Genomic DNA, 21,219 nt, shown 5'->3' with positions numbered 1-21,219 from the left:
GATCCACGCCGGGGACCGGTGGGCGGGCCGCGGCCGCACGGCGGCGGGGCGGGAGAGGGGCGAGCCATGTGGACGGCCGAGGAGATACCCGACCTGACCGGCCGCACGGCGGTGGTCACCGGGGCGAGCGGCGGCATCGGCGTGCCGACGGCGCTGGAGCTGGCCAGGCACGGGGCCAGGGTCGTGCTGACCGCCCGTGACCCCGGGCGGGGCCGGGACGCGCTGGAGGCGATCAGGGCGAAGGTCCCGGGGGCGGCGGTCGAGGTGGGCGCGCTCGACCTGGCCGACCTGCGTTCGGTGCGCGCCTTCGCCGGGACGGTCGGCGGGCCGCTGGACCTGCTGGTCAACAACGCCGGGCTGGGACCGATGCCCCGGGGGACGACCGCCGACGGTTTCGAGACGCAGTTCGGCGTCAACCACCTGGGGCACTTCGCCCTGACCGGCCTGCTGATGCCGCGCCTGCTGGCCGCCCCGGCGGCCCGGGTGGTCACGGTCTCCAGCGGCGCGCACGCCTTCGGGGAGATCGACTTCGACGATTTGGGCCTGGAACGCCGCTACGGCTCGTGGGCCGCCTACGGCCGTTCCAAACTGGCCAACCTGCTGTTCGCCCTGGAGCTGCAGCGCCGTGCCGAGGCCTCGGGGGCGGCCCTGCTCAGCCTGGCGGCCCACCCCGGCACGACCGCCACCGGCATCCTGAGGACGGGCCGCCCCCTCAACGCCCTGATGCGCCTGTTGCTGCGATCGCCCGCCAAGGGCGCCCTGCCCTCCCTGTACGCCGCCACCTCCCCCGAGGCCGAGGGCGGCCAGTACGTCGGCCCCGGGCCCCGGGTGTTGCGCCCCTCCGCCCGGGCGATGGACCCGGCGGTGGCGGCGCGCCTGTGGGAGGTGTCGGAGGAGCTGACCGGCGTACGGTTCGCCGAAACCTGAGGACGGCCGCTGAGGACGGCCGCTGAGGACGCTCACGCGTCGCCCGGCGACCGGCGGGGAAGGGCCTTGGAGAGGTTTCGCAGAGGTTCCGGGAAGCATTGAAGAGATTTTGAGTAGGATTTAAGAAAGATCGTCCGGGGCTCCCCGAGTTTTTACCATCGAATGCCAGTTCGATGAAACGTATGCACGGTGACCTTCGGGACGGGCGACCCGTCCCCCTCCCGGGGACCCCGGTCCGCGCGCGGGCAGACGAGGAGCCCTCGCCGGATCGCCGGGGACAGCGGGGTTCCCCGCCTGCCCGGCCGGGGAGGCTCGGCCTCGGACAGGGGCACGAGAAGGTCGCGAGAAGGGTGATCCTTCCCCTCGCTCCCTCCCGGGAACACCCCCCTCTACCCGCCTGACCAGGGCCTACTACCAACTAATGGCAATGTGTCCTGCTTGTAATCGTCTGTCTGCATGACGTACGTTCGTCCCGTTCATGGCAAATGTCTAGGTCTATCAAGGTCTGAGCATTGCCGTCACATTGCCCGACCGTGTCTCGTCGAGGCGGACCCCCTCCGCCCCCGGTGAGCACGGCCGCCGAATCCGCGAGGTCTGCGGAACCGGGGAACCACGTTCCTGGGGTGAATCAACGCATCCGTGCGTCGTAGGGCACTTCCCAGCCCGAACCCGTCAGCTAACCCGGTAGGCGGCATGGAAGCGACGCAAGGAGTCGAACCCCCATCATGACCGAGCACCGCCTCACCCCCACCCCCACCCCCACCGTTTCCCGCCTGGCACGCATCCTGCTCGGCGCCTCCGTCGTCCTCGGCGCCGGGGTCCTGGGCCCCGCCGCCCTGGCCGACGACCACACCGCCCTGACCCCTCCCGCCGACACCAGGACCGCGGAGGTCTCGCAGGACGCCGGGTCCGCCAGGACCCCCCTGGAGATCGCGGCCCAGCGGCTTCCCAAGGTCACGGCCGCACAGGTGCTGAACCTGGCCGCCCAGCAGATCGGCGTCCGGGAGAACTCCATGGGCGGCGGGACCAAGTTCCACCAGTGGTACATGTCCTCACCCCGCGCCCAGGAGACCGCCGCCCGCGACGGAGGCAACGTCTACGGCTACGCCAACGCCCCCTGGTGCGCGATGTTCGTGTCCTGGGTCGGCGAGATGGCGGGCATCCGGCCCACGATGGGCTGGGACGCCTACACCGTCACCCACGCCAGGTGGTTCGCGGAGAACGGCCACTGGGGCACCGTCCCCACCCCCGGCGCCGTCGTCTACTTCGACTGGGAGGGCGGCAAGAGCATCGACGGGATCGACCACGTCGGCTTCGTCAAGCACGACAACGGGGACGGCACGATCACCACGATCGAGGGCAACACCGGCAACGGCAACGTCGAGCAGCGCATCCGGCCCGTCTCCCAGGTCGCCGGCTACGGCTACCCGGTCTACGCCGGCTGACCCCTCCCCCGGCCCGCATCCTCCCCGCCCGATCCCGATCCACCGCCGGTCGGGATCGCGGCCCGTCCCGCCGCCCACGCCCGTCTCCCGCCGCCGGGGACGGGCCTCGCCGTGCACGCCCGTCACCCCTTCCACGCGGTACCGTCATCGTGGCCCCAGAGGACCCCGCTCGCACGGGCCCACCGTTCCCGTACGGGCACGAGGGCACGGGGTCGTGACCACACGACGGCAGGGCGACACGACCACGCGGCGACGCGGCGACGCGGCGCGTGACCGCATGTTGACACGGCGGCACGGCGGCACGGCCCTGTTCCGGATCGCACCTGGAGGGGCCGTGTGTCGGGAGCGCGCGAAATGCCCTGACTGTATGCCCGTGTGATGGGAGCGCTCCCAAAACCCTATATGGGATGTATATCACCATTTAGGGCGTCTAGACCCCGCGAAACGCCTCGCGTGTAACGGTTACGTTTCGGCGTATTGACGTCCTGGACGCCCATCGTCCACTCTTCGTGGGAGCGCTCCCAAAGCACATTGAGGAAAGACCACATCGTGAGACCGCGTTGTCGGGGCCGGTGCGCGATGTCATCTCCCAATGATTCGGGCGACCACCTGAGAGGGGTCCGGAATGTTTAACAACAAGCGGCAGGGCAAGCTGGCCGCCGTAGCGGTCATGGCGGCCACCGCCCTGGCCATCACGTCGTGCGGTTCCAGCGAGCCCGCCACGCCTCCCGCGGCCGGCGGTTCCTCCGCCGCCGCGGCGGAGCCGGTGACGATCACGGTGCACACCTTCGGAGGTGGCGAGAACTTCGGCTACGACAAGGCCGTGGAGACCTGGAACGCCGCTCACCCGAACATCCAGGTCAAGTACCAGAACCTGACCGACCGGTTCGAGGACGTCTACCTGCCGCAGCTGCTCCAGCGCCTCCAGGCGAACAGCGGCGCGGCCGACATCATCGCCCTGGACGAGGGCGCGATGGGCCTCATGAAGGCTCGCCCGCAGTTCTTCACCGACCTGGCCCAGTACGGGCTGGACAGCCGCAAGGCCGACTTCCCCGCGGCCAAGTGGGACAACGGCATCAACGCCGACGGCAAGCTCTTCGCCCTGGGCACCGACATCGGCGGCATGACCATGTGCTACCGCAAGGACCTGTTCGAGAAGGCGGGCCTGCCCAGCGAGCGCGAAGAGGTCGGCAAGCTCTGGCCGGACTGGAACGCCTTCATGGAGGTCGGCAAGAAGTTCCAGGCCGCCAACCCCGGCAAGAGCGACCCCAAGTTCCTCGACGGCCCGAACACGCTCTACAACGTGATCCTGTCGCAGGAGGCGCCGAAGAACGGCAACGTCGCCTACTTCGACAAGGAGAACAAGCTCGTCATCGAGTCCAACCCGGCCATCAAGACCTCCTTCGACACGGTGAAGAGCTTCAGCGAGGCGGGCCTGACCGCCAAGCTCGCCTCCTTCACCCCGCCGTGGAACGCCGCCATCAAGAAGGGCGGCTTCGCGACCATGGGCTGCCCGGCCTGGATGCTCGGCGTGGTCTCCGGCGCGGCCGGTGAGGGCAACAAGGGCAAGTGGGACGTCGCGGCGGTTCCCGGCGGCGCCGGCAACTGGGGCGGCTCCTACCTGGCCGTGCCCAAGCAGAGCAAGCACCCCAAGGAGGCCGCCGAGGTCCTGAACTACCTCACCGGCAAGGAGGGCCACGTCATGGCCTTCCAGGAGGCCGCGGCCTTCCCGAGCTCCATCCCCGCCCAGCAGGACCCCGCGGTCGCCGACCTGAAGAACGAGTTCTTCAACGACGCCCCGACCGGCAAGATCTTCGGTGAGTCGGTCAAGGACCTGCTGCCGGTCTTCCTCGGCGAGAAGCACGCCCAGGTCAAGACCTCGGTGGAGAAGGTCCTGGAAGGCATGGACCAGGGTTCCGTCCCCTACGGCGAGGCCTGGACCAGGTTCATCGAGGCCGGCGTCAAGGCAGCGGGCTGATCCCCCTCCCGACCCGCATCGGCCCGGCGGCGGTGACCCCGCCGCCGGGCCGGTCGTCTGCCCCGGCTGAAAGGCTCTGATCGATGACACTGCACGTCGACTCCCCGGCCGCCCCGCCCCGGCCCGGCCCCCAGCGGCCGGCAGGGCACCGCGGACCGCGGCGCGGCAGCGGGTGGGCCCGGTTCGATCTCCGGGCGACCCCCTACTTCCTCGTCTCCCCCTACTTCCTGCTCTTCGCCGTCTTCGGCATCTTCCCCCTCGGCTACACCCTCTGGGTCTCGCTGCACGACTGGGAACTGGCCGGCGACAAGACCCTGATCGGCCTCGACAACTACGTCGCGCTGATCACCGACGGTGCCTTCTGGAACGCGGTGATCAACACCCTCGGCATGTTCGTCCTGTCGACGGTCCCGCAGCTCGTCATGGCCCTGCTCCTGGCCAACGCGCTCAACAAGCGCATCCGGGGACGGCTCTTCTTCCGTCTCGGCGTGCTGCTGCCGCTGATCACCTCCGTCGTCGCCGTCGCCGTCGTCTTCACCCAGCTCTACGGGCGTGACTACGGCATGATCAACTGGTTCCTGAGCCTCTTCAACGTCGACGCGATCAACTGGCAGAACGAGAAGTGGTCCTCGTGGATCGCGATCTCCACGATGATCGACTGGCGCTGGACCGGCTACAACGCGATCATCCTGCTGGCCGCCATGCAGACGATCCCCAGGGACCTCTACGAGGCCGCCTCCATCGACGGTGCCTCGGCCAGGCGGCAGTTCTGGCAGATCACCTTCCCGATGCTGCGCCCGACGATCATCTTCGTGGTGTTCATCTCCACCATCGGCGGGTTGACGCTCTTCACCGAGCCGGTCATGTTCGACGGCAACCCGACGATGAGCGGCGGCGCCACCGGCCAGTACCAGACCGTGGCGATGTTCATCGTCAAGGAGGCGTTCCGCGACTTCGACTTCGGCTACGCCGCGGCCGCCTCGTGGCTGCTGTTCGCGCTGATCCTGATCGGAACGCTCATCAACTACTCCTTCACCCGCCGTATCGGGGGTTCCAAGTGACGGCCACCCAGCTCCAGCGCCCTCCGGCGCCGCCCAGGCGCCGTCAGGGCCCCGCGGCCGCGCGGAACAGCATCTGGGACGCCGGCCCCATGACGAAGGTCGTGCTGGCCCTCGCCCTCGTGCTCTCGGCGTTCCCCATCTACTACATGTTCATCATGGCCACCCGGACCAACGAGGAGGCCATCGACGTCCCGCCGCCGCTGCTGCCCGGCGGCCACCTCGGTGAGAACATCCAGCGGCTGCTGTCCACCGAGGACGCCTACTTCATGACCGGCCTGATCAACTCGGCCATCGTCTCGGTCACGGTGACGGTCTCGGTCGTGCTCATCTCCACCCTGGCCGGTTTCGCCTTCGCCAAGCTGCGCTTCCGTGGCAGCAAGATCATGCTGGGCCTGATCCTGGTGACGATGATGGTGCCGCTCCAGCAGATGGGCATCGTGCCGCTGTACGAGCTCATGGTCACGCTCGGCTGGACCGGCCAGCTCAAGGCCGTCATCCTGCCGTTCCTGGTCAACGGGTTCGGCGTGTTCATGATGACCCAGTACGCCACCCAGGCGGTGCCGGACGAGCTGGTCGAGGCGGCCCGCGTCGACGGCGCCTCCACCATGCGCATCTACGTGAACGTCATCCTCCCGGCGCTCCGCCCCGGGATGGCGGTGCTGGCCCTGCTGGTCTTCATGCAGACGTGGAACGAGTTCATGTGGCCGTTGATCGTCCTGAACCCGGACAACCCGGTGGTCCAGACGTCGATCGCGGCGCTCAACCAGGCGCACGGCACCGACTACGTGATGCTCTTCACCGGCACCGCGGCGTCCGTCCTGCCTCTGTTCATCGTTTTCATCGCGTTCGGCCGCCAGATCGTCGGCGGACTCATGGAAGGTGCGGTCAAGGCGTGACCACGCAAGAGACGCGTATCAAGACTCCGGATCTGATGTTCCCCACCGACTTCGTCTGGGGCGCGGCCACCTCCGCCTACCAGATCGAGGGCGCCGTGACCCAGGACGGGCGGGGGACGTCCATCTGGGACACCTTCGTCAAGCAGCCGGGGCGGGTGGTGAACGGCGAGCACGCCGACGTCGCCATCGACCACTACAACCGCTACCGGGACGACGTGCGGATGATGGCCGAACTCGGCCTCGGCGCGTACCGGTTCTCCATCTCCTGGCCGCGCATCCAGCCCGACGGGCGCGGCGCCGTCAACCCAGGGGGCATCGACTTCTACAGCCGCCTGGTGGACGAGCTGCTGTCGCGGGGCGTCGACCCGTGGGTGACGCTCTACCACTGGGACCTGCCCCAGGCGCTGGAGGACGAGGGCGGCTGGCCCTCGCGTGACACGTCGAAGCGCTTCGCCGACTACGCCGCGGCCGTGCACGAGGCCCTGGGCGACCGGGTGCGCAACTGGAGCACGGTCAACGAGCCCTGGTGCTCGGCGTTCCTCGGGTACGCCTCGGGCGAGCACGCCCCCGGGCGGCGCGAGCCCGAGAAGGCCGTGCACGCCGCCCACCACCTGCTGCTCGCGCACGGCCTGGCCGCGCAGGCGATGCGGGCCCAGCGCCCCGACACCGTCATCGGCGGCTGCGTCAACCTGTACGCGATCTCCCCGCAGACCACCTGCGAGGCCGACCAGGACGCCGCCCGGCGCATCGACGGGCTGCAGAACCGCTTCTTCCTCGACGCCCTGCTCAAGGGCGAGTACCCCGAGGACGTGATGGAGGACCTCGGCCGGCCGGCCGGGCTCGTCCACGACGGCGACATGGAGATCATCTCGACGCCGCTGAACAAGCTGCTGATCAACTACTACAGCCGCTTCACCGTCTCGGGCACCCCCGGCGGCGCGGCGTCGGCCGCGGCGGCGCCGACCGACACCGGGTCGCCCTGGGTCGGCAGCGAGCACGTGTCGTTCGTCGGGGGCGGCCGGCCGGTGACCGCGATGGGCTGGGAGATCGACGACACCGGCCTGCTGGAGATCCTGCAGCGGCTGGCCTCCGACTACCCGCGCATCCCGCTGGTGATCTCCGAGAACGGCGCGGCCTTCGACGACGTGATGGAGGACGACGGCTCGGTCCGCGACCACGACCGGGTGAGCTACATCGAGGCCCACCTGCGCACCTGCCACGCCGCGATCGAGGCCGGGATCCCGCTGGAGGGCTACTTCGCCTGGTCGCTCATGGACAACTTCGAGTGGGCGTGGGGCTACGGCAAGCGTTTCGGTCTGGTCCACGTCGACTACGAGACCCAGGTCAGAGTTCCCAAAGAGAGCGCTCTCTGGTATGCCGGGACAATCAGGCGTGGTGGCCTGAGCGGTCCGGCAGAATAAGGAGCCGGCGAATTCAGCACTGGGGGATCCAACACATGAACGGCGACCGTCGTCCGACCCTCGAGGCGGTCGCGGCTCTGGCCGGTGTCGGCCGCGGCACGGTGTCGCGGGTCATCAACGGCTCACCCAAGGTGAGCGAGAAGGCCCGCGGCGCCGTGCTGCACGCCATCGAGGAGCTGGGCTACGTGCCCAACCGGGCGGCGCGCGCGTTGGTGACCCGGCGCACCGACACCGTGGCGCTGGTCGTCTCCGAGTCCGAACTGCGGGTCTTCGACGAACCGTACTTCGCCGGGACCATCCGTGGCATCGGGTCGGCCCTTTCCGAGACCGGTCTGCAACTGATCCTCGCGATGGCCCAGTCGGTGCAGGACCACGAGCGCCTGGAGCACTACCTGACCGGCCAGCACGTCGACGGGGTGCTGCTGATCTCCCTGCACGGCGCCGACCCGCTGCCGGGGCGGCTGGAGGCGATGGGGGTGCCGACCGTGATCGGCGGCAGGCCGGTCGGCCTGACCCCCTACAGCTACGTCGACGTGGACAACCGGGCCGGGGCCAGGCAGGCGGTCAAGTACCTGCTGGCCAAGGGCCGCCGCAGGATCGCCACCATCGCCGGGCCGCAGGACATGGGCGTGGGCGTCGACCGGCTCGCCGGCTACCGCGACGCCCTGCTCGCCACCGGCGTGCGCGAGACGGTGGCCTACGGGGACTTCAGCGAGGAGAGCGGCATGGAGGCCATGCGCTCCCTGCTGATCGCCAACCCCGACCTGGACGCCGTGTTCACCGCCTCGGACCCGATGGCGCTGGGCGCGATGCGGGTCCTGCGCGAGGAGGGCAGGACGATCCCCGAGGACGTCGCGGTGATCGGCTTCGACGACTCCCCGGCCGGGGCGCACTCCTCCCCCGCCCTGACCACGGTGCACCAGCCCACCGAGTCGATGGGACGGCAGATGGCGCACCTGCTCGTCGCCCGGATCAACGGCGAGCACCTGGAACAGCCGGTGGTGATACTGGACACCCACCTCATCGAGCGCTCGTCCGCCTGACGCCCCCCTCACCCGCCGTCCGGACGGCCGGACGCCCCCGCGGGAGTGACGGGGACCACCCTCGAACCCGTTTCCCCGGGCGGTCCCGTGTGTCATCATTTCATTGGGTGATGAATTATGACGCGGAACACATGTGTGATCGCCGGGGGCGGCCCGGCAGGGGCCATGCTCGCACTGCTGCTGGCCAGGGCCGGCGTCGAGGTGACGCTCCTGGAGAAGCACGGCGACTTCCTGCGGGACTTCAGGGGCGACACCATCCATCCGTCGACCCTCCAGATCATCGACGAGCTGGGGCTGGCCGAGGAGTTCCACCGGATACCGCACCGCAAGTCGTACCGGATGGAGATCCGGACCGACGAGGCCACGGTGCCGGTCGCCGACCTGACGAGGCTGAGGGGCCGGTACCGGTACATCGCCTTCGTCCCGCAGTGGGACTTCCTCGACCTGCTGACCCGGGCGGCCGGCCGGTACCCGACCTTCCGCCTGGTGATGAACGCCGAGGTGCACGGCGTGATCCGCGAGGGCGGCGCGGTGCGCGGGGTGCGCTACCGCGACCCCTCGGGCGAGCACGAGCTGCGCGCGACCCTCACCGTGGCCGCCGACGGCCGCCGCTCCGACGTGCGCCGGGCCGCCGGGCTCGTCCCGGTGGAGCAGGGGGCGCCGATGGACGTGGTCTGGTTCAGGGTGCCGCGCGAGCCGGCCGACCCGGACTCGACGTTCCTGCGGCTCTCCACCGGCGGCCTGATGGTCTCGATCAACCGGGAGACCTACTGGCAGCTCGCCTACCTGATCCCCAAGGGGGGCTTCGACGCCCTGCGCTCGGAGGGGATCGACGCGCTGCGCGGCCCGGTGGCCCGGCTCCTGCCCTTCCTCACCGACCGGATCGCGCTGCTGACCGGCTTCGAGGAGGTGAGCGTGCTGTCGGTGGCGCTCAACCGGCTGCGCCGCTGGCACCGGCCGGGGCTGCTGGTCATCGGCGACGCCGCGCACGCCATGTCGCCGATCTTCGGCGTCGGCATCAACCTGGCCGTGCAGGACGCGGTCGCCGCCGCCAACCTGCTGGCCGGGCCCCTCGCCGACGGGGCCGACATCCCCGAATCGCTGCTCGCCCGCCTCCAGCGGAGGCGCACCCCGCCGACCGTCCTGACCCAGCTCGCCCAGCGGCTCGTCCAGGACCGGTTGATCCGCCCGGCGCTCACCGGACGCGGCCGCATGGTGCCGCTGCCCCGTGATCTTTCCCGCCTTCCGGTCATAAGCGCCGTCACCAGGCGTTTCATCGGCCTTGGCCTGCTTCCCGAGCATGTCGGGAGCCCGGAGCGATCTCACCAGGTATAAAGACGTTCTCACTACGTGGACAAACGGGTCGGCCCGCCCGGCCGGTTGCAATAGCCTGGTCGCGTGAGCATCAACCTCGATTCCTGGCGGCGGCTGCCCGCGGCGCAGCAGCCCGAGTGGCCCGACCGCGACGAGCTGGACAAGGTCGTCAGCGAGCTGAAAGGGCTTCCGCCCCTTGTCTTCGCCGGTGAGTGCGACAATCTCAAGGCGGATCTGGCGGCCGTGACGCGGGGCGAGGCCTTCGTCCTTCAGGGCGGAGACTGCGCCGAGACCTTCGCCGGCGCCACCGCCGACGACGTGCGCAACAAGCTCAAGACGCTGCTCCAGATGGCGATCGTGCTCACCTACGCGGCCAAGGTGCCGGTGGTGAAGATCGGCCGCATGGCCGGCCAGTACGCCAAGCCCCGCTCCAAGAACTCCGAGACGCGCGAGGGCGTCGAGCTGCCCGCCTACCGGGGCGACATGGTCAACGGCTTCGACTTCACCCCCGAGGCCCGCATCCCTGACCCGTGGCGGCTGCTGCGCGCCTACCACTCCTCCGCGGTGACGCTCAACCTGGTCCGCGCCTTCACCAAGGGCGGTTACGCCGACCTGCGCCAGGTGCACGCCTGGAACCAGGACTTCGTGATCGAGTCCCCGGCCGGCAAGCGCTACGAGCAGCTCGCCCGTGAGATCGACCAGGCGCTCGCCTTCATGCGCGCCTGCGGGGCCGAGCCCGAGGAGTTCCACACCGTGGAGTTCTACTCCTCGCACGAGGCGCTGATCCTCGACTACGACCGGGCGCTCACCCGGATCGACTCGCGGACCGGCCGGCCGTACGACGTCTCGGCGCACATGGTCTGGATCGGCGAGCGCACCCGCCAGCTCGACGGCGCCCACGTGGAGTTCTTCGCCGGCATCCGCAACCCGATCGGCGTCAAGCTCGGCCCGACGACCAGCGCCGAGGACGCCCTCGCGCTGATCCAGAAGCTCAACCCGGAGAACGAGCCCGGGCGGCTGACCTTCATCACCCGGATGGGCGCGGCCAGGATCCGCGATCACCTGCCCGAGCTGGTGGAGAAGGTCACCGCCAGCGGCGCCCAGGTGGCGTGGATCTGCGACCCCATGCACGGCAACACCTTCGAGGCGCCCAGCGGCCACAAGACCCGGCGCCTGGACGACGTCCTGAACGAGGTGGCGGGCTTCTTCGAGGTGCACCGCGCGCTCGGCACCCACCCGGGCGGCGTGCACATCGAGTTCACCGGCGACGACGTCACCGAGTGCGTGGGCGGCGGCGCCGAGATCGTCGAGGACGACCTGGCCCGCCGGTACGAGACGGCCTGCGACCCGCGGCTCAACCGCGGCCAGTCGCTGGACCTGGCCTTCCGGGTGGCCGAGCTCTACCGCTCGGTCTGACCACCGCCCGGCCGCCGCACGGGCCGGGCATCGCCCGGTCCGGGCACCACGCGGGCCGGGCCGCCGCTCGATCCGGCCGCCCCGGGCGAACGCGTCCGGGTCCGGACGCACGAAGGCCCCGCGCCATCCGGCCGCGGGGCTCTTTCGTCGGCGGGTCGGCCCTTCGGGTCAGCCCTTCTGGGCGCCGAGCTCGCCCGCGAGCTCGGCGCGGATCGCGTCCATGTCGAGAGCGCGCACCTGGCCGATGAGGTCCTCCAGGGCGGGCTCGGGCAGGGCGCCCGGCTGGGCGAAGACCACGATGCCGTCGCGGATGGCCATGATCGTCGGGATCGACGTGATCTCGAACCCCTGCGCGAGTGCCTGCTCGGCCTCGGTGTCGATCTTGCCGAACTTGATGTCGGTGTGCTTCGCCGAGGACTTCTCGAAGATCGGCCCGAAGGTGCGGCACGGTCCGCACCACGACGCCCAGAAGTCCAGCAGGACGATCCCCTCGTCGGCGATGTCGTTGAAGTTCTTCTCGGTTACCTCGATGGTGGCCACCGGTGGCTCCTCCTGTCGCTCACGTCTGTATGGCTGGCATAACCACCTACCCCCTCCGCGCATTCCATCCCGCCCCCGCCGCCCCGGGAGAGCCCCGGGACGTCCCGGTCGCCGTGGCCGGACGGGCCAGGGCCCGGGGATCGCCGGAACGGCCCGCCTCCCGGGCGGCCCGGAGCCGGTTCCCGCCGTGCCGCCGGTGCGCCGGGTGCCGGTTCCGACGGCGGGACCGCCGGGGGACGTCCCCCGGCGGTCCCGCACGGTCTCCCGTCAGCGTCCCGTGCTCCGGATCAGCGGCGGGCACCCGGCAGGGTGAGGCCGATGATCGCGGGGTCGTGGTCGGAGGAGCGGAACGCGTCCGGCCGGTACAGGCCCGGCGGGTTGAACTCGGTGTTGTAGTCGGTGATCCGGCTCTCGTCGGCGTTGATGTGCCAGATCGTCGCGCTGGTCACCCGCCTGAGCAGGTCCCTGCCGACCAGGGCGTGGTCCAGCTCGCCGACGAGGCCGTCGAAGAGGTAGCTGTAGCGCAGCGGGGCCGGGACGAACCTCTTGGTCACGCTGGTCAGGCCGGCCCGCTCCAGGGTGTCGATCGGGTCCTCCTCGCCGTAGGCGTTGAGGTCGCCGAGCACCATCGGGTTGGTCAGCTTCAGGGTGTCGATCAGGCCCAGCGTCGCCTGCGCCTGGCGGACGCGCTCGCCGTTGTAGCAGCTCTGCCCGTCGCCCTGGTCGGCGTCGGGGCCGACGGCCTGCTCGTCACAGCCCTTGGACTTGAAGTGGTTGACCAGCACGGTGAAGGACTCGCCGCCCTGGGCCCTGCGGAAGGTCTGGATCAGCGGGGGCCGCCGGAAGACCGGGTCGGTGGAGGAGCGCGCGGCTCCCACCGGCTGGACCCTGCCCGGCTTGTAGATCATCGCCACGTGGATCAGGTCGGTGCCCGGGTGGGGGTGGGCGAGCGCGGCGTAGGTGCCCGCGCCGACCTCGGCGTTGAGCGCGTCGACCAGGGCCTGCACCGCGGTCTGGCCGTTGTTCTGGACCTCCATGAGGCCGACGACGTCGGCGTTCATGCCCTTGAGCGCGGCGACCAGCTTGGCGAGCTGGCGCTGCTGCTCGGCGGCGTTGCTCGCGCCGCGCGAGCCGAGGGTGGTGAACCAGTTGAGCGTGTTGAAGCTGGCCACCTTGACGTTGCCGATCACCGGGAACGGGGCGGGCAGGCGCGGGTTGAGCCGGAGGAAGTTGATCTTCTTGGTCGGCTGGAGGCGGTACTTGCCGAAGCCGTACCCCATGACGCCGGTGACGCCGAACGCTGTGTCGCCCAGGCGGACGGTGCGCGGGTCGGTGTAGGGGATGACCGGCGGGTTCTCCACGCCGGAGCCGTCGTCCACGAGCAGGGTGCGCCGCGCGTTCCTGCCGGCGTCCACGCCCGGCCGGTCGGTCGGCTGGAACACCCGTCCCTCGGAGGCGACGGTGATCTCGCCGTAGCGGCCCAGGTTGTAGTGGTCGCTGAGGCTGAGCGGCTCGGGGAAGGTGACGAGCATGTTCTCGACGCGCTCGAAGGTCGCCCCCTCGGCGCGGGGCAGGCTCTGCCTGGCGGGCTTGACGGTGCCGGTGCCGCAGACGTCCACCGCGGTGACCGGTGAGAGCTCGGTCCAGCCGTTGAACTCCACGGCCCGGCCGGTGACCAGGACCCGGTCGCCGACCTTGACGTCCTTGAAGGAGTCGCGGGCGAAGGCGAACAGGGCCTCGGAGGTGGCCGGGTCGGCGTCCGGCGTCGGGTCCTGCAGGAAGAAGCCGCTGAGCCGGGTGCTCTCCTGGAAGTCGGCGGTCACGACGCCCTCGACGCGGACCGTCTGGCCGGCCAGCGGGCTCGCGTCACCGCTCCCCTGCACCTGGGCGATCTGGTGGGTGGCCGGGGTCCCGCACGGCTCCCCGGTCGGTGTGGGGGTCGGCGTGGGGGTCGGCGTGGGCTCGACCGTGGGGGTGGGCGTCGGCGTGGGGTCGACGGCGCCGCAGGGGGCGGCGGCGACGGCCCGGTTGCGCGGCGCGGGGGCCGCGGCCTCCACGTCGGCGCCGTTGTCGTCGGTGTCGGCGCAGCCGTGGTCCCTGCGCAGTCCCGCCAGGGTGGCCGAGAGCGCCGGGGCGGGGGTGCCCTCGGAGTAGGTGGCGGTGCCGTAGCCCACCAGGTCGGCGACGAGTGCCGTCTGCTCGGGCGCGCACGGGGTCGAACCGCCGTTGCACGCCAGGCCCTCGGCGGAGCGGACCAGGGCGGTCTTGCCCGACGACCCGCTCAGGTTGATCGTCCCGGTGTCGTCCGGCGCGGGCAGCGGGGAGCCGTTGGCGCCGCCGGCGAGCCGGACCAGGTGGTACCGGCCGGGGTCGAGGGTGCCCGCCAGGGGGACGACCGGGTTGGCGCCGAAGTTCCCGGTGCCGGTGGCGCTGGCGTACTGGACGGACCAGCCGTCCAGCGAGACCGGCGCGGCGCCGCGGTTGAACAGTTCGACGTAGTCGTTGGCGAACGGCGCTCCGGCGTTGCCGCCACCGCCGTAGACCTGGCTGATGACGACGGTGCCCGGCTCCGCGAGGGCCGGGGCCGAGGTGAGGGCCGCGACGCCGGTGGCGGCGAGACCGGCGGCCGCGAGGGCGGCGAACGCCCGGGATAAAGCACGCATGACCCGGAGCGTAGATGCCGGTGGATCGAACGACACTGACTTGCACCTTGATAGGAGGTGAAATCATGGAATATTGACACTTCATGTCTATCCGGGTCCGCCAGATATGGCTTTCCTTGACCTGGAAATCACTTCCACCGGCGTCCGCGGGTATGACACCTCCATGAGAGCCCTGGACGTGGGGTGGGTCACCTGCGCCGCCTCCCCCGAGTGCGCCGGCTCGGCACGGCGGCCCTACGGGCGGTGCCTGGCCCACCTGGAGGCCGCCGAGCTCGACGAGGTCGTGAACGGCCTCTCCCCCGGTTCCCCGATCGACCTGCGGGCCACCGTCGTCGGCGCGCGCCTGCTGGAACGCGTCGTCGCCGCGACCGAGGGCCGGCCGGGACGCGCCCGGTTCGACTGGGCCGTCTTCCCCGACGGCGCGCGCTTCGGCGATCTCGTTTTCGGCGGGGACGCCTCGTTCGACCACGCCCTCTTCCGGCACCTCGCCTCGTTCTTCGGCGCCCGGTTCGCCGGCAACGTCTCCTTCCGGGAGACGCGGTTCGCCAGGGAGCTGTCCCTGCACGGTGCCGCCTTCGACGGGCACGCGGCCCTCGACCGGATGCGCGTCGGCGGGGACGCGCTGTTCGGCGGGGCCGTCTTCGGCCGGGACGCGTCCCTCGAGAACGCCGACTTCCAGGGGTTCGTCACCTTCGACGGTGCCGCCTTCACGGGGGACGCGAGCCTGCGGGGCTGCCGGTTCCGCCGTACGGTCTCCCTGCGCGGCACGCGCTTCGGCGGCCTGGCCGGGTTCGGCGGGGCGCGCTTCTCCGCGGGCGGTCACCTGGCGCCGGCCTCCGTCGGCCGCCGTCTGAGCCTCGCCGGGGCGTGGGCGGGCAGGGACCTCGCCGTGACCGCGGGCGGATGCCCGGTGGACCTGAGGGGCCTGGAGGTGTGCGGGCGGCTGACCGTACGGCTCGACGACGCCGGGGCGGACCTGGAGGGGGCGGTCCTGCGCGGCCCGGCCACGGTCAGGGGCCGGGCGGGCGCCCGGCTGACCTCGTTGTGCGAGCTGGACGCCGGGAACCTGGAACTGGCCGACCTGGACCTGAGCGACTGCGTCCTGGCCGGGCTCCACCATCCCGAGGGGCTCCGGCTGAGCGGCTGCGCGCTCCCCTCCGACCGGCACGACCGGACGCGAGGATTCAGGGTCTTCTCAGGGTGGTCCCGGATGCGGGCCCTGCGGGCCGGGGCCAGGATGGTGCGGGCGGGGAACCGGGACGGGGATCGTGCGTCCCGGACGCGGAACGGGCGGGTGGAGAGCACATGGCGGGCACCGGGGTCATCGACGACTACGTGACCGGGCTGGACCGCGCCCTGCGGGGCCCCAGGAGCCTGAGGCTCGACATGGTCGCCGAGGCCCGCGACGGCCTGCTCGACACCGCCGAGGCGATGCAGGACGCCGGCCTGGGGCGTGAGGAGGCCGAGCGCGCCGCGGTCGAGGAGTTCGGGCCGATCCGCGAGATCGCGCCGGGGTACCAGGACCGGCTCGGCGTCGCGTCGGCCCGCAGGCTGGCCGCCACGCTGTTCGTCGGCGTTCCGCTCACCACGCTCATGTGGAGCATGATCTGGCGGGTCTTCCCCACCGCCGGGACGGTGTACGAGAGCACGCCCGGCTGGTTCGTCCCGGTCGCCCGCGGCCTGGACATGCTGCAACTGTTCATCGGCCTCATCGGCGGCGTCGCGCTGCTCGTCCTCGGCCGGGGCCTGCGCAGGGTCAGGAGGCCCCGCCTGTTCATCCGGTCCCTGGCCCTGTTCGTCTGGGGCACGTTCCCGGTGGTAGCCGTGCTGTCCGGGGCCCTGGTGGTGGGTTCGGGGCGCTCGTTCGGCTTCGGCGACTACCCGCCGGGGATGGCCGCGTCGCTGGTGAGCTACGCGGCCTGGACCGTGCAGCTCTACATCGCCGCACGCTGCCTGAACGCCACCCGCCGCACCTCCGCCGTCGCCTGAATCCCTCCCGGGGGAGAAGCCGGCGGTATCTGCCGCTCGTCTGCCCTCCGCCCTCCTCGGCATCCTCCTGATCCATGGTCGGCGTTTCGTCCATGACGGCGAGGGTTTCGACGGAACGGCTTGTGGGGTCGTACGTCGGCGACAGACCGTGATCCCTCTCTATCCTGGCGCCTCATGAGCATTCTGATCGTGGGTGGCAGCGGTCACCTGGGCAGGCGGCTGGTCCGGCTCGCTCGCGCCGGCGGGCAGACCGTCACGGCCACCTACGCCACCCGGCGACCTCCGGACGGTGACGGAGTCCGCTGGCTGCCGGTCGACCTGCGACCGCGCTGGACGTCCGTCTGGACGGCACCCGCACGCAGAAGCGGTTGAACACGCGGCTGCGCGGGGCCCGCGAGTTCCTGCGGCCCGGCCGGTGACGACCGATCCCCCGGGGGACCGAGCCCACTGAAAAGGCCTCGGAGGCGACAGCGCCCTCGTCGCCCTCGCCGCCCTCGCCGTCCGGTGGTATGCCGGTGCGGGCGAGGCGGCCGGGGTCAGCCGGTGTTCCCGGCGGGTCCCGGCGTCATGACCGTGCTGCCCGGTGGTGGCAGGGCGGCGAGGTGGTCCTGGAACTCGGCGTGGCGGAACTGGTAGACGGGACCGACGGTGCGGAGCAGGCCGAGGCGGTGGGCGTCGTCGAGGAACGCCATCAGCCGGCGGGGGACGCGCTCCCTCCTGGCCAGCCGCAGGACGGTGACCGTGCAGGCGATCCAGGCATGATGATCGCCTTCCAGGAGCCCCGCCACGAACCCGCCCACGATCACGACCGCGAGCGCGTTCGTCATCCCGAACGCGAACGAGAGCGTGAGCCCGACCGCCAGGCCGCCCACGAGCCCGAACGACAGGACGCGCAGCAGCGTCAGGGTCCTGTCCGCCTTCCAGATCGTCAGCGGTGTGGTCGCGGCCGTGAAGGACGCGGGCCGTTCCGCCCATTTGATCGACTCGCCCACGAACGAGACCGTGAGCCCGACCACCAGCGCGCTCGCGAGCGCGTTCTTCAGCCCGAGCACGCCCCCGAGGACGCCCCAGAGCACGAGCGCGCCCGCGAGCCCGCCGACGAGCCCGTTCCGCAGGTGCCTGACGAGGGCGCTTCCCCGTCCCGACGGGCGGAGATCGGCGTACCCGGGTGTCTCGGTGAACCAGGCGCCCGCCCTTCCGGCCGCGAGCCCGATGACGAGGCCGCCCGCGAGGCCGCTCGCGGGCCCGACCGCGAACCCGAGGGCGAGTCCGGCCGCGAGCCCGGCCGCGAGCCTGATGAGCCGGGTCACGCGGCGCTGCTCGGCCGGGGAGAGGGCGTACCGGGCCAGGTGCCACCACGGCAGGTCGTAGGTGTCGTTCCGGCGCAGGAGGCGGGCGAGGTAGGTCAGGTGGTCGCGGACGTGGTCGGGGTGACGGCGGGTGCGGGGCCGGAAGGGGGTGGCGAGGGCGCGATCGAGGTGGGGGACGTCGACGACGGCGGGGATGAGGTGGTCGAACAGGTGGGCCCGCAGCGTCGTCTCCCGCAGGGCCGGGAAACCCGTCAGTGGGGCGGGGTCGGCGGCGGGGAGGACATAGACGGCGCGGATCAGCCACAGGCCCAGCGCGGTCTCGACCAGCCGGCTCAGACCGGGGAGGGAGCGGTCCTCCAGGGCGGCCCAGACGGGGGTCCAGTCGTGACGGGGTTCCCGCGGCAGGCTTTCCCGCAGGTAGTCCCCGGCAGCGGTCGCGGTGATCGGCGCCGGGGCGATGACGGCCGCGGCGTTCAGCGCGGCGCCGGCCTGTGCCACCGCCTGGCCGTACTCGGCGACGCGGCTGGTGACGACGAGCCGGTCGTCCTCACCCAGCCACCGGTTCAACGCCGTGATCACCGCGACGCGGGCCGGCGGGGGGATCTCGTCCAGGCCGTCCAGGATGGGCAGGATGTGGCCGCGATCGAGCAGGACCCTGACGGTGCTCGTCCCGGACATCGGGGTGGCCAGCTCCGGGTAGTCCAGGAGCAGGCGGACGGCGAGCCAGTCGTGCAACCGCGGATGGGCGGTGGTGTCCCAGCCGTTGACCGGCACCAGCACCGGCACCGGATCGGCCTCGTCACGCCCCGTGCGTACCAGGTGCAGCAGCAACTGGACGGCCAGCGTGGTCTTGCCGGTCCCCGGGGCGCCGGTGACGACCAGCCTCCGGCGCCGCAGCCTCTCCTCCAGGAACCGGGCCAGCTCGGGGATCTTGCGACTGGAGCCTTCGAACGCCCCCAGGTCCTCACCGACCAGATGCGGGTGGTCCGTCAGGCCCGCGTCGTCGACCAGGTGCCAGAGGACCGGGATCGGTCCGGGATCCTCCAGGAGGCGGTGGCCCACCTCGGTGACCCATTGCCGGCGCACCCGATGGACCAGTTTTTCCTTGGCCGCGGTGACGGCCTCCTCGAGGCTCGCCGGCGGGCGGTTCGCGAGGATCCCGTAGAGCGCCAGGGCCAGGCCGGCCAGGCCGAAGAACGCGCCGATCACGCTCGCCGACTGGTCGGCCACCTCCAGGTCGTCCCGGGTGAACAGGTAGAGGGCCAGTCCGGTCGCCGCGACGGCGAAGACGATGGCCAACCGTTTCTGAAGGCGTCCCGACATGCGTTCATCGTGACGTCACGACGCGTTCGCGGAGGGTGATCGGACGCAACGGTGATCCGAACGTTGCAATGCCCGGCGCCCCGGGTCCGTGACGGGCGTGAGCGAGGACTCCGGGACGCAGGCGGACTCGCCGGACTTGACGGTCTTGACGGTCTTGACCGATCGAATGTCAGCGCGGACACTGATGGGACGCCGCCCGGCCCGCCGTCTGCCGGCGGTCGCGGACGGCGTGCTCCGCGCGTCGGCGTTCTCCGAACCCTCGCACGGCGGCTCCCCGCCGATGAATGTTAACGCAAACATTTCCGTGCTCGGAAAGGGCCCCCATGACGGTCGGCAGATGGACGGCCGGAACGGCCGCGCTCGTGCTCGCGGGTTCCGGCCTGGTGACGACGGCCGCTCCGGCGTACGCCGCGACGCTGCCGACCGGCGCCCGGTCGCTGGAGGCGGTCAACTACGCCGGCCACTACGTCCGGCACACCGGCGCGCTCGGCCGCCTCGACCCGGTGACCTCCGCCAGCCCGGCCCAGACCAGGCTGGAGGCCACGTTCACCGTGGTCAACGGCCTGGCCTCGCCGTCCTGCTACTCCTTCCAGACCAGGGACGGCCTGTTCCTTCGGCACTACGACTGGCGGCTGCGCGTCGACGCCAACACCGGCGACGCGACCTTCCGCGCCGACGCCACGTTCTGCGCCGTGGACGGGTCGGTCGCCGGCTCGACGTCCCTGGTCTCCTACAACTATCCGAGCCGGCGGATCAGGCACCGCGACTTCGGACTCTGGCTGGACGCCTACCAGGACACCGCGGCCTTCCGCGCGGACAGCTCGTTCAGGGTCGCCGCGCCGCTGGCGCCCAGGACGAACCGCAACCCGGTGATCCCCGGACTGTTCGCCGACCCGCACGTCACCGTCGCGAACGGCCGCTACCACCTCTACGCGACGACCGACGGCTACGCGGGCTGGGGTGGCACGTACTACAAGGCGTTCTCCTCGGCCGACCTGGTGAACTGGACCGACCACGGCGTCGTCCTGGACCACGGCCCGGACGTGTCGTGGGCCGACGACTCGGCCTGGGCACCCGCGGTCGCGGCCGCGAACGGCCGTTACTACCTGTACTTCAGCGGCGGCGCGGCCTCCGGGAACACCGCCAAGCACCTCGGGGTCGCGGTCTCCGACTCGCCCACGGGTCCGTTCCGGGACGCGCTCGGCCGCCCGCTGATCGCCGCCGGCCGCTACTCCGGCCAGGCGATCGACCCGATGGTCTTCACCGACGACGACGGCCGCTCCTACCTGTACTGGGGGCAGGGCGCCGCCCGCGTCGTGCCGCTGAACGCCGACATGACCTCCTTCGATCCCGCGCAGGTGCGCGTGATCACCCCGTCGGGCTACAACGAGGCGCCGTTCGTGTTCAAGCGCGACGGGACCTACTACCTCATGTGGTCGGAGAACGACACCCGCAGCGAGGACTACCGGGTGGCGTACGCCACGGGGACGAGCCCGCTGGGGCCCTGGACCAGGCGTGGCGTCGTGCTGCAGAAGCGGCCGGAGGCCGGGATCAAGGGAACCGGGCACCACTCGGTCGTGCGGGCGCCCGGCACCGACACGTGGTACGTCGTCTACCACCGGTTCGCCGTGCCGGCGGGGAACGGTACCAACCGGGAGGTGGCCGTCGACCGGATGGAGTTCGACGCGAACGGCGCCATCCGCCCGGTCGTGCCCACCCTCTGAGCCCTCCCCCACGCCGAGCCGGCGGACCCGCGCGGGGACGGACACCGCCGGATCCGCCGGGAGACCCGCGGGGGTCTCGATCCGGTGGGCCCGCCCCCGGGTGGGCCCACCGGGCGTGGCTCACTTGGAGGTGTAGAGGACCTTCCAGGTGCCCTCGTACAGGCAGTTC

Annotated in this window: 16 protein-coding genes and 1 riboswitch; of the genes, 13 read left to right on the top strand and 3 right to left on the bottom strand. The window is 71.3% G+C overall.

Annotated elements, in window-relative coordinates; genetic code table 11:
• The first annotated feature begins 66 nt into the window (after positions 1–66).
• From AB0G16_RS34925 to AB0G16_RS34885, 9 genes are all read left to right on the top strand, one after another.
• A complete protein-coding gene (locus tag AB0G16_RS34925; protein ID WP_362814725.1) occupies positions 67–927 on the top strand; it encodes an oxidoreductase in 861 nt (286 codons plus the stop codon).
• A 567-nt stretch (positions 928–1,494) separates the two neighbouring features.
• Positions 1,495–1,633: riboswitch (cyclic di-AMP (ydaO/yuaA leader) on the top strand.
• Between the two features lie 19 nt (positions 1,634–1,652).
• Entirely contained in the window at positions 1,653–2,372 is a 720-nt protein-coding gene (locus tag AB0G16_RS34920) for a CHAP domain-containing protein (RefSeq protein ID WP_362814723.1), read from the top strand.
• A gap of 625 nt (positions 2,373–2,997) precedes the next feature.
• Positions 2,998–4,350 carry an extracellular solute-binding protein gene (locus AB0G16_RS34915; RefSeq protein ID WP_362814721.1) on the top strand — a complete coding sequence of 451 codons (1,353 nt, stop codon included), beginning with the start codon at positions 2,998–3,000 and terminating at the stop codon, positions 4,348–4,350.
• 83 nt (positions 4,351–4,433) lie between these two features.
• A complete protein-coding gene (locus tag AB0G16_RS34910; RefSeq protein ID WP_362814718.1) occupies positions 4,434–5,411 on the top strand; it encodes a sugar ABC transporter permease in 978 nt (325 codons plus the stop codon).
• Between the two features lie 89 nt (positions 5,412–5,500).
• The gene (locus AB0G16_RS34905) at positions 5,501–6,307 is read left to right on the top strand and encodes a carbohydrate ABC transporter permease (protein ID WP_362814716.1); all 807 of its coding nucleotides are present in this window, start codon (positions 5,501–5,503) and stop codon (positions 6,305–6,307) included.
• Complete coding sequence (locus AB0G16_RS34900; RefSeq protein WP_362814714.1) at positions 6,304–7,728, top strand: GH1 family beta-glucosidase; 1,425 nt, start codon at positions 6,304–6,306, stop codon at positions 7,726–7,728. The genes AB0G16_RS34905 and AB0G16_RS34900 overlap by 4 nt, the downstream gene beginning before the upstream one ends.
• A gap of 35 nt (positions 7,729–7,763) precedes the next feature.
• On the top strand, positions 7,764–8,771 hold the full coding sequence (locus AB0G16_RS34895) for a LacI family DNA-binding transcriptional regulator (protein ID WP_362814712.1): 1,008 nt from the start codon (positions 7,764–7,766) through the stop codon (positions 8,769–8,771).
• A gap of 117 nt (positions 8,772–8,888) precedes the next feature.
• Complete coding sequence (locus tag AB0G16_RS34890; RefSeq protein ID WP_362814710.1) at positions 8,889–10,106, top strand: FAD-dependent oxidoreductase; 1,218 nt, start codon at positions 8,889–8,891, stop codon at positions 10,104–10,106.
• Positions 10,107–10,169: 63 nt separating this feature from the next.
• Positions 10,170–11,501, top strand: coding sequence for a class II 3-deoxy-7-phosphoheptulonate synthase (locus tag AB0G16_RS34885; protein WP_362814708.1), 1,332 nt, complete (start codon positions 10,170–10,172; stop codon positions 11,499–11,501).
• A 168-nt stretch (positions 11,502–11,669) separates the two neighbouring features.
• Here the strand turns inward: AB0G16_RS34885 and trxA are convergent, their stop codons facing one another.
• Together trxA and AB0G16_RS34875 are read right to left on the bottom strand one after the other, a co-directional pair.
• Positions 11,670–12,041 carry a thioredoxin gene (trxA, locus tag AB0G16_RS34880; protein WP_362814706.1) on the bottom strand — a complete coding sequence of 124 codons (372 nt, stop codon included), beginning with the start codon at positions 12,039–12,041 and terminating at the stop codon, positions 11,670–11,672.
• A gap of 287 nt (positions 12,042–12,328) precedes the next feature.
• Complete coding sequence (locus AB0G16_RS34875; RefSeq protein ID WP_362814704.1) at positions 12,329–14,704, bottom strand: ExeM/NucH family extracellular endonuclease; 2,376 nt, start codon at positions 14,702–14,704, stop codon at positions 12,329–12,331.
• A gap of 163 nt (positions 14,705–14,867) precedes the next feature.
• On the opposite strand from AB0G16_RS34875, the gene AB0G16_RS34870 reads away from it, so the two are divergent.
• The 3 genes from AB0G16_RS34870 to AB0G16_RS34860 all read left to right on the top strand — a co-directional run bounded on the left by AB0G16_RS34870 (position 14,868) and on the right by AB0G16_RS34860 (position 17,065).
• Positions 14,868–16,043 (top strand): pentapeptide repeat-containing protein, encoded by a 1,176-nt coding sequence (locus AB0G16_RS34870; protein WP_362814702.1) that lies wholly within the window; start codon positions 14,868–14,870, stop codon positions 16,041–16,043.
• Complete coding sequence (locus AB0G16_RS34865; RefSeq protein WP_362814700.1) at positions 16,010–16,693, top strand: permease prefix domain 1-containing protein; 684 nt, start codon at positions 16,010–16,012, stop codon at positions 16,691–16,693. The genes AB0G16_RS34870 and AB0G16_RS34865 overlap by 34 nt, the downstream gene beginning before the upstream one ends.
• A gap of 174 nt (positions 16,694–16,867) precedes the next feature.
• A complete protein-coding gene (locus AB0G16_RS34860) occupies positions 16,868–17,065 on the top strand; it encodes a hypothetical protein (protein ID WP_362814698.1) in 198 nt (65 codons plus the stop codon).
• 164 nt (positions 17,066–17,229) lie between these two features.
• On the opposite strand, the gene AB0G16_RS34855 is transcribed toward AB0G16_RS34860, so the two are convergent.
• Positions 17,230–19,326 (bottom strand): NACHT domain-containing protein, encoded by a 2,097-nt coding sequence (locus AB0G16_RS34855; RefSeq protein WP_362814696.1) that lies wholly within the window; start codon positions 19,324–19,326, stop codon positions 17,230–17,232.
• Between the two features lie 323 nt (positions 19,327–19,649).
• On the opposite strand from AB0G16_RS34855, the gene AB0G16_RS34850 reads away from it, so the two are divergent.
• Positions 19,650–21,050, top strand: a complete 1,401-nt coding sequence (locus tag AB0G16_RS34850) for a family 43 glycosylhydrolase (protein ID WP_362814694.1) — start codon at positions 19,650–19,652, stop codon at positions 21,048–21,050.
• Positions 21,051–21,219: the final 169 nt, after the last annotated feature.

The sequence above is a fragment of the Streptosporangium sp. NPDC023615 genome (assembly GCF_040640155.1).
Classification (GTDB): domain Bacteria; phylum Actinomycetota; class Actinomycetes; order Streptosporangiales; family Streptosporangiaceae; genus Streptosporangium.
Note: the sequence above shows the minus strand (reverse complement) of the source record. Positions and strands in the feature narration are given on the sequence as shown.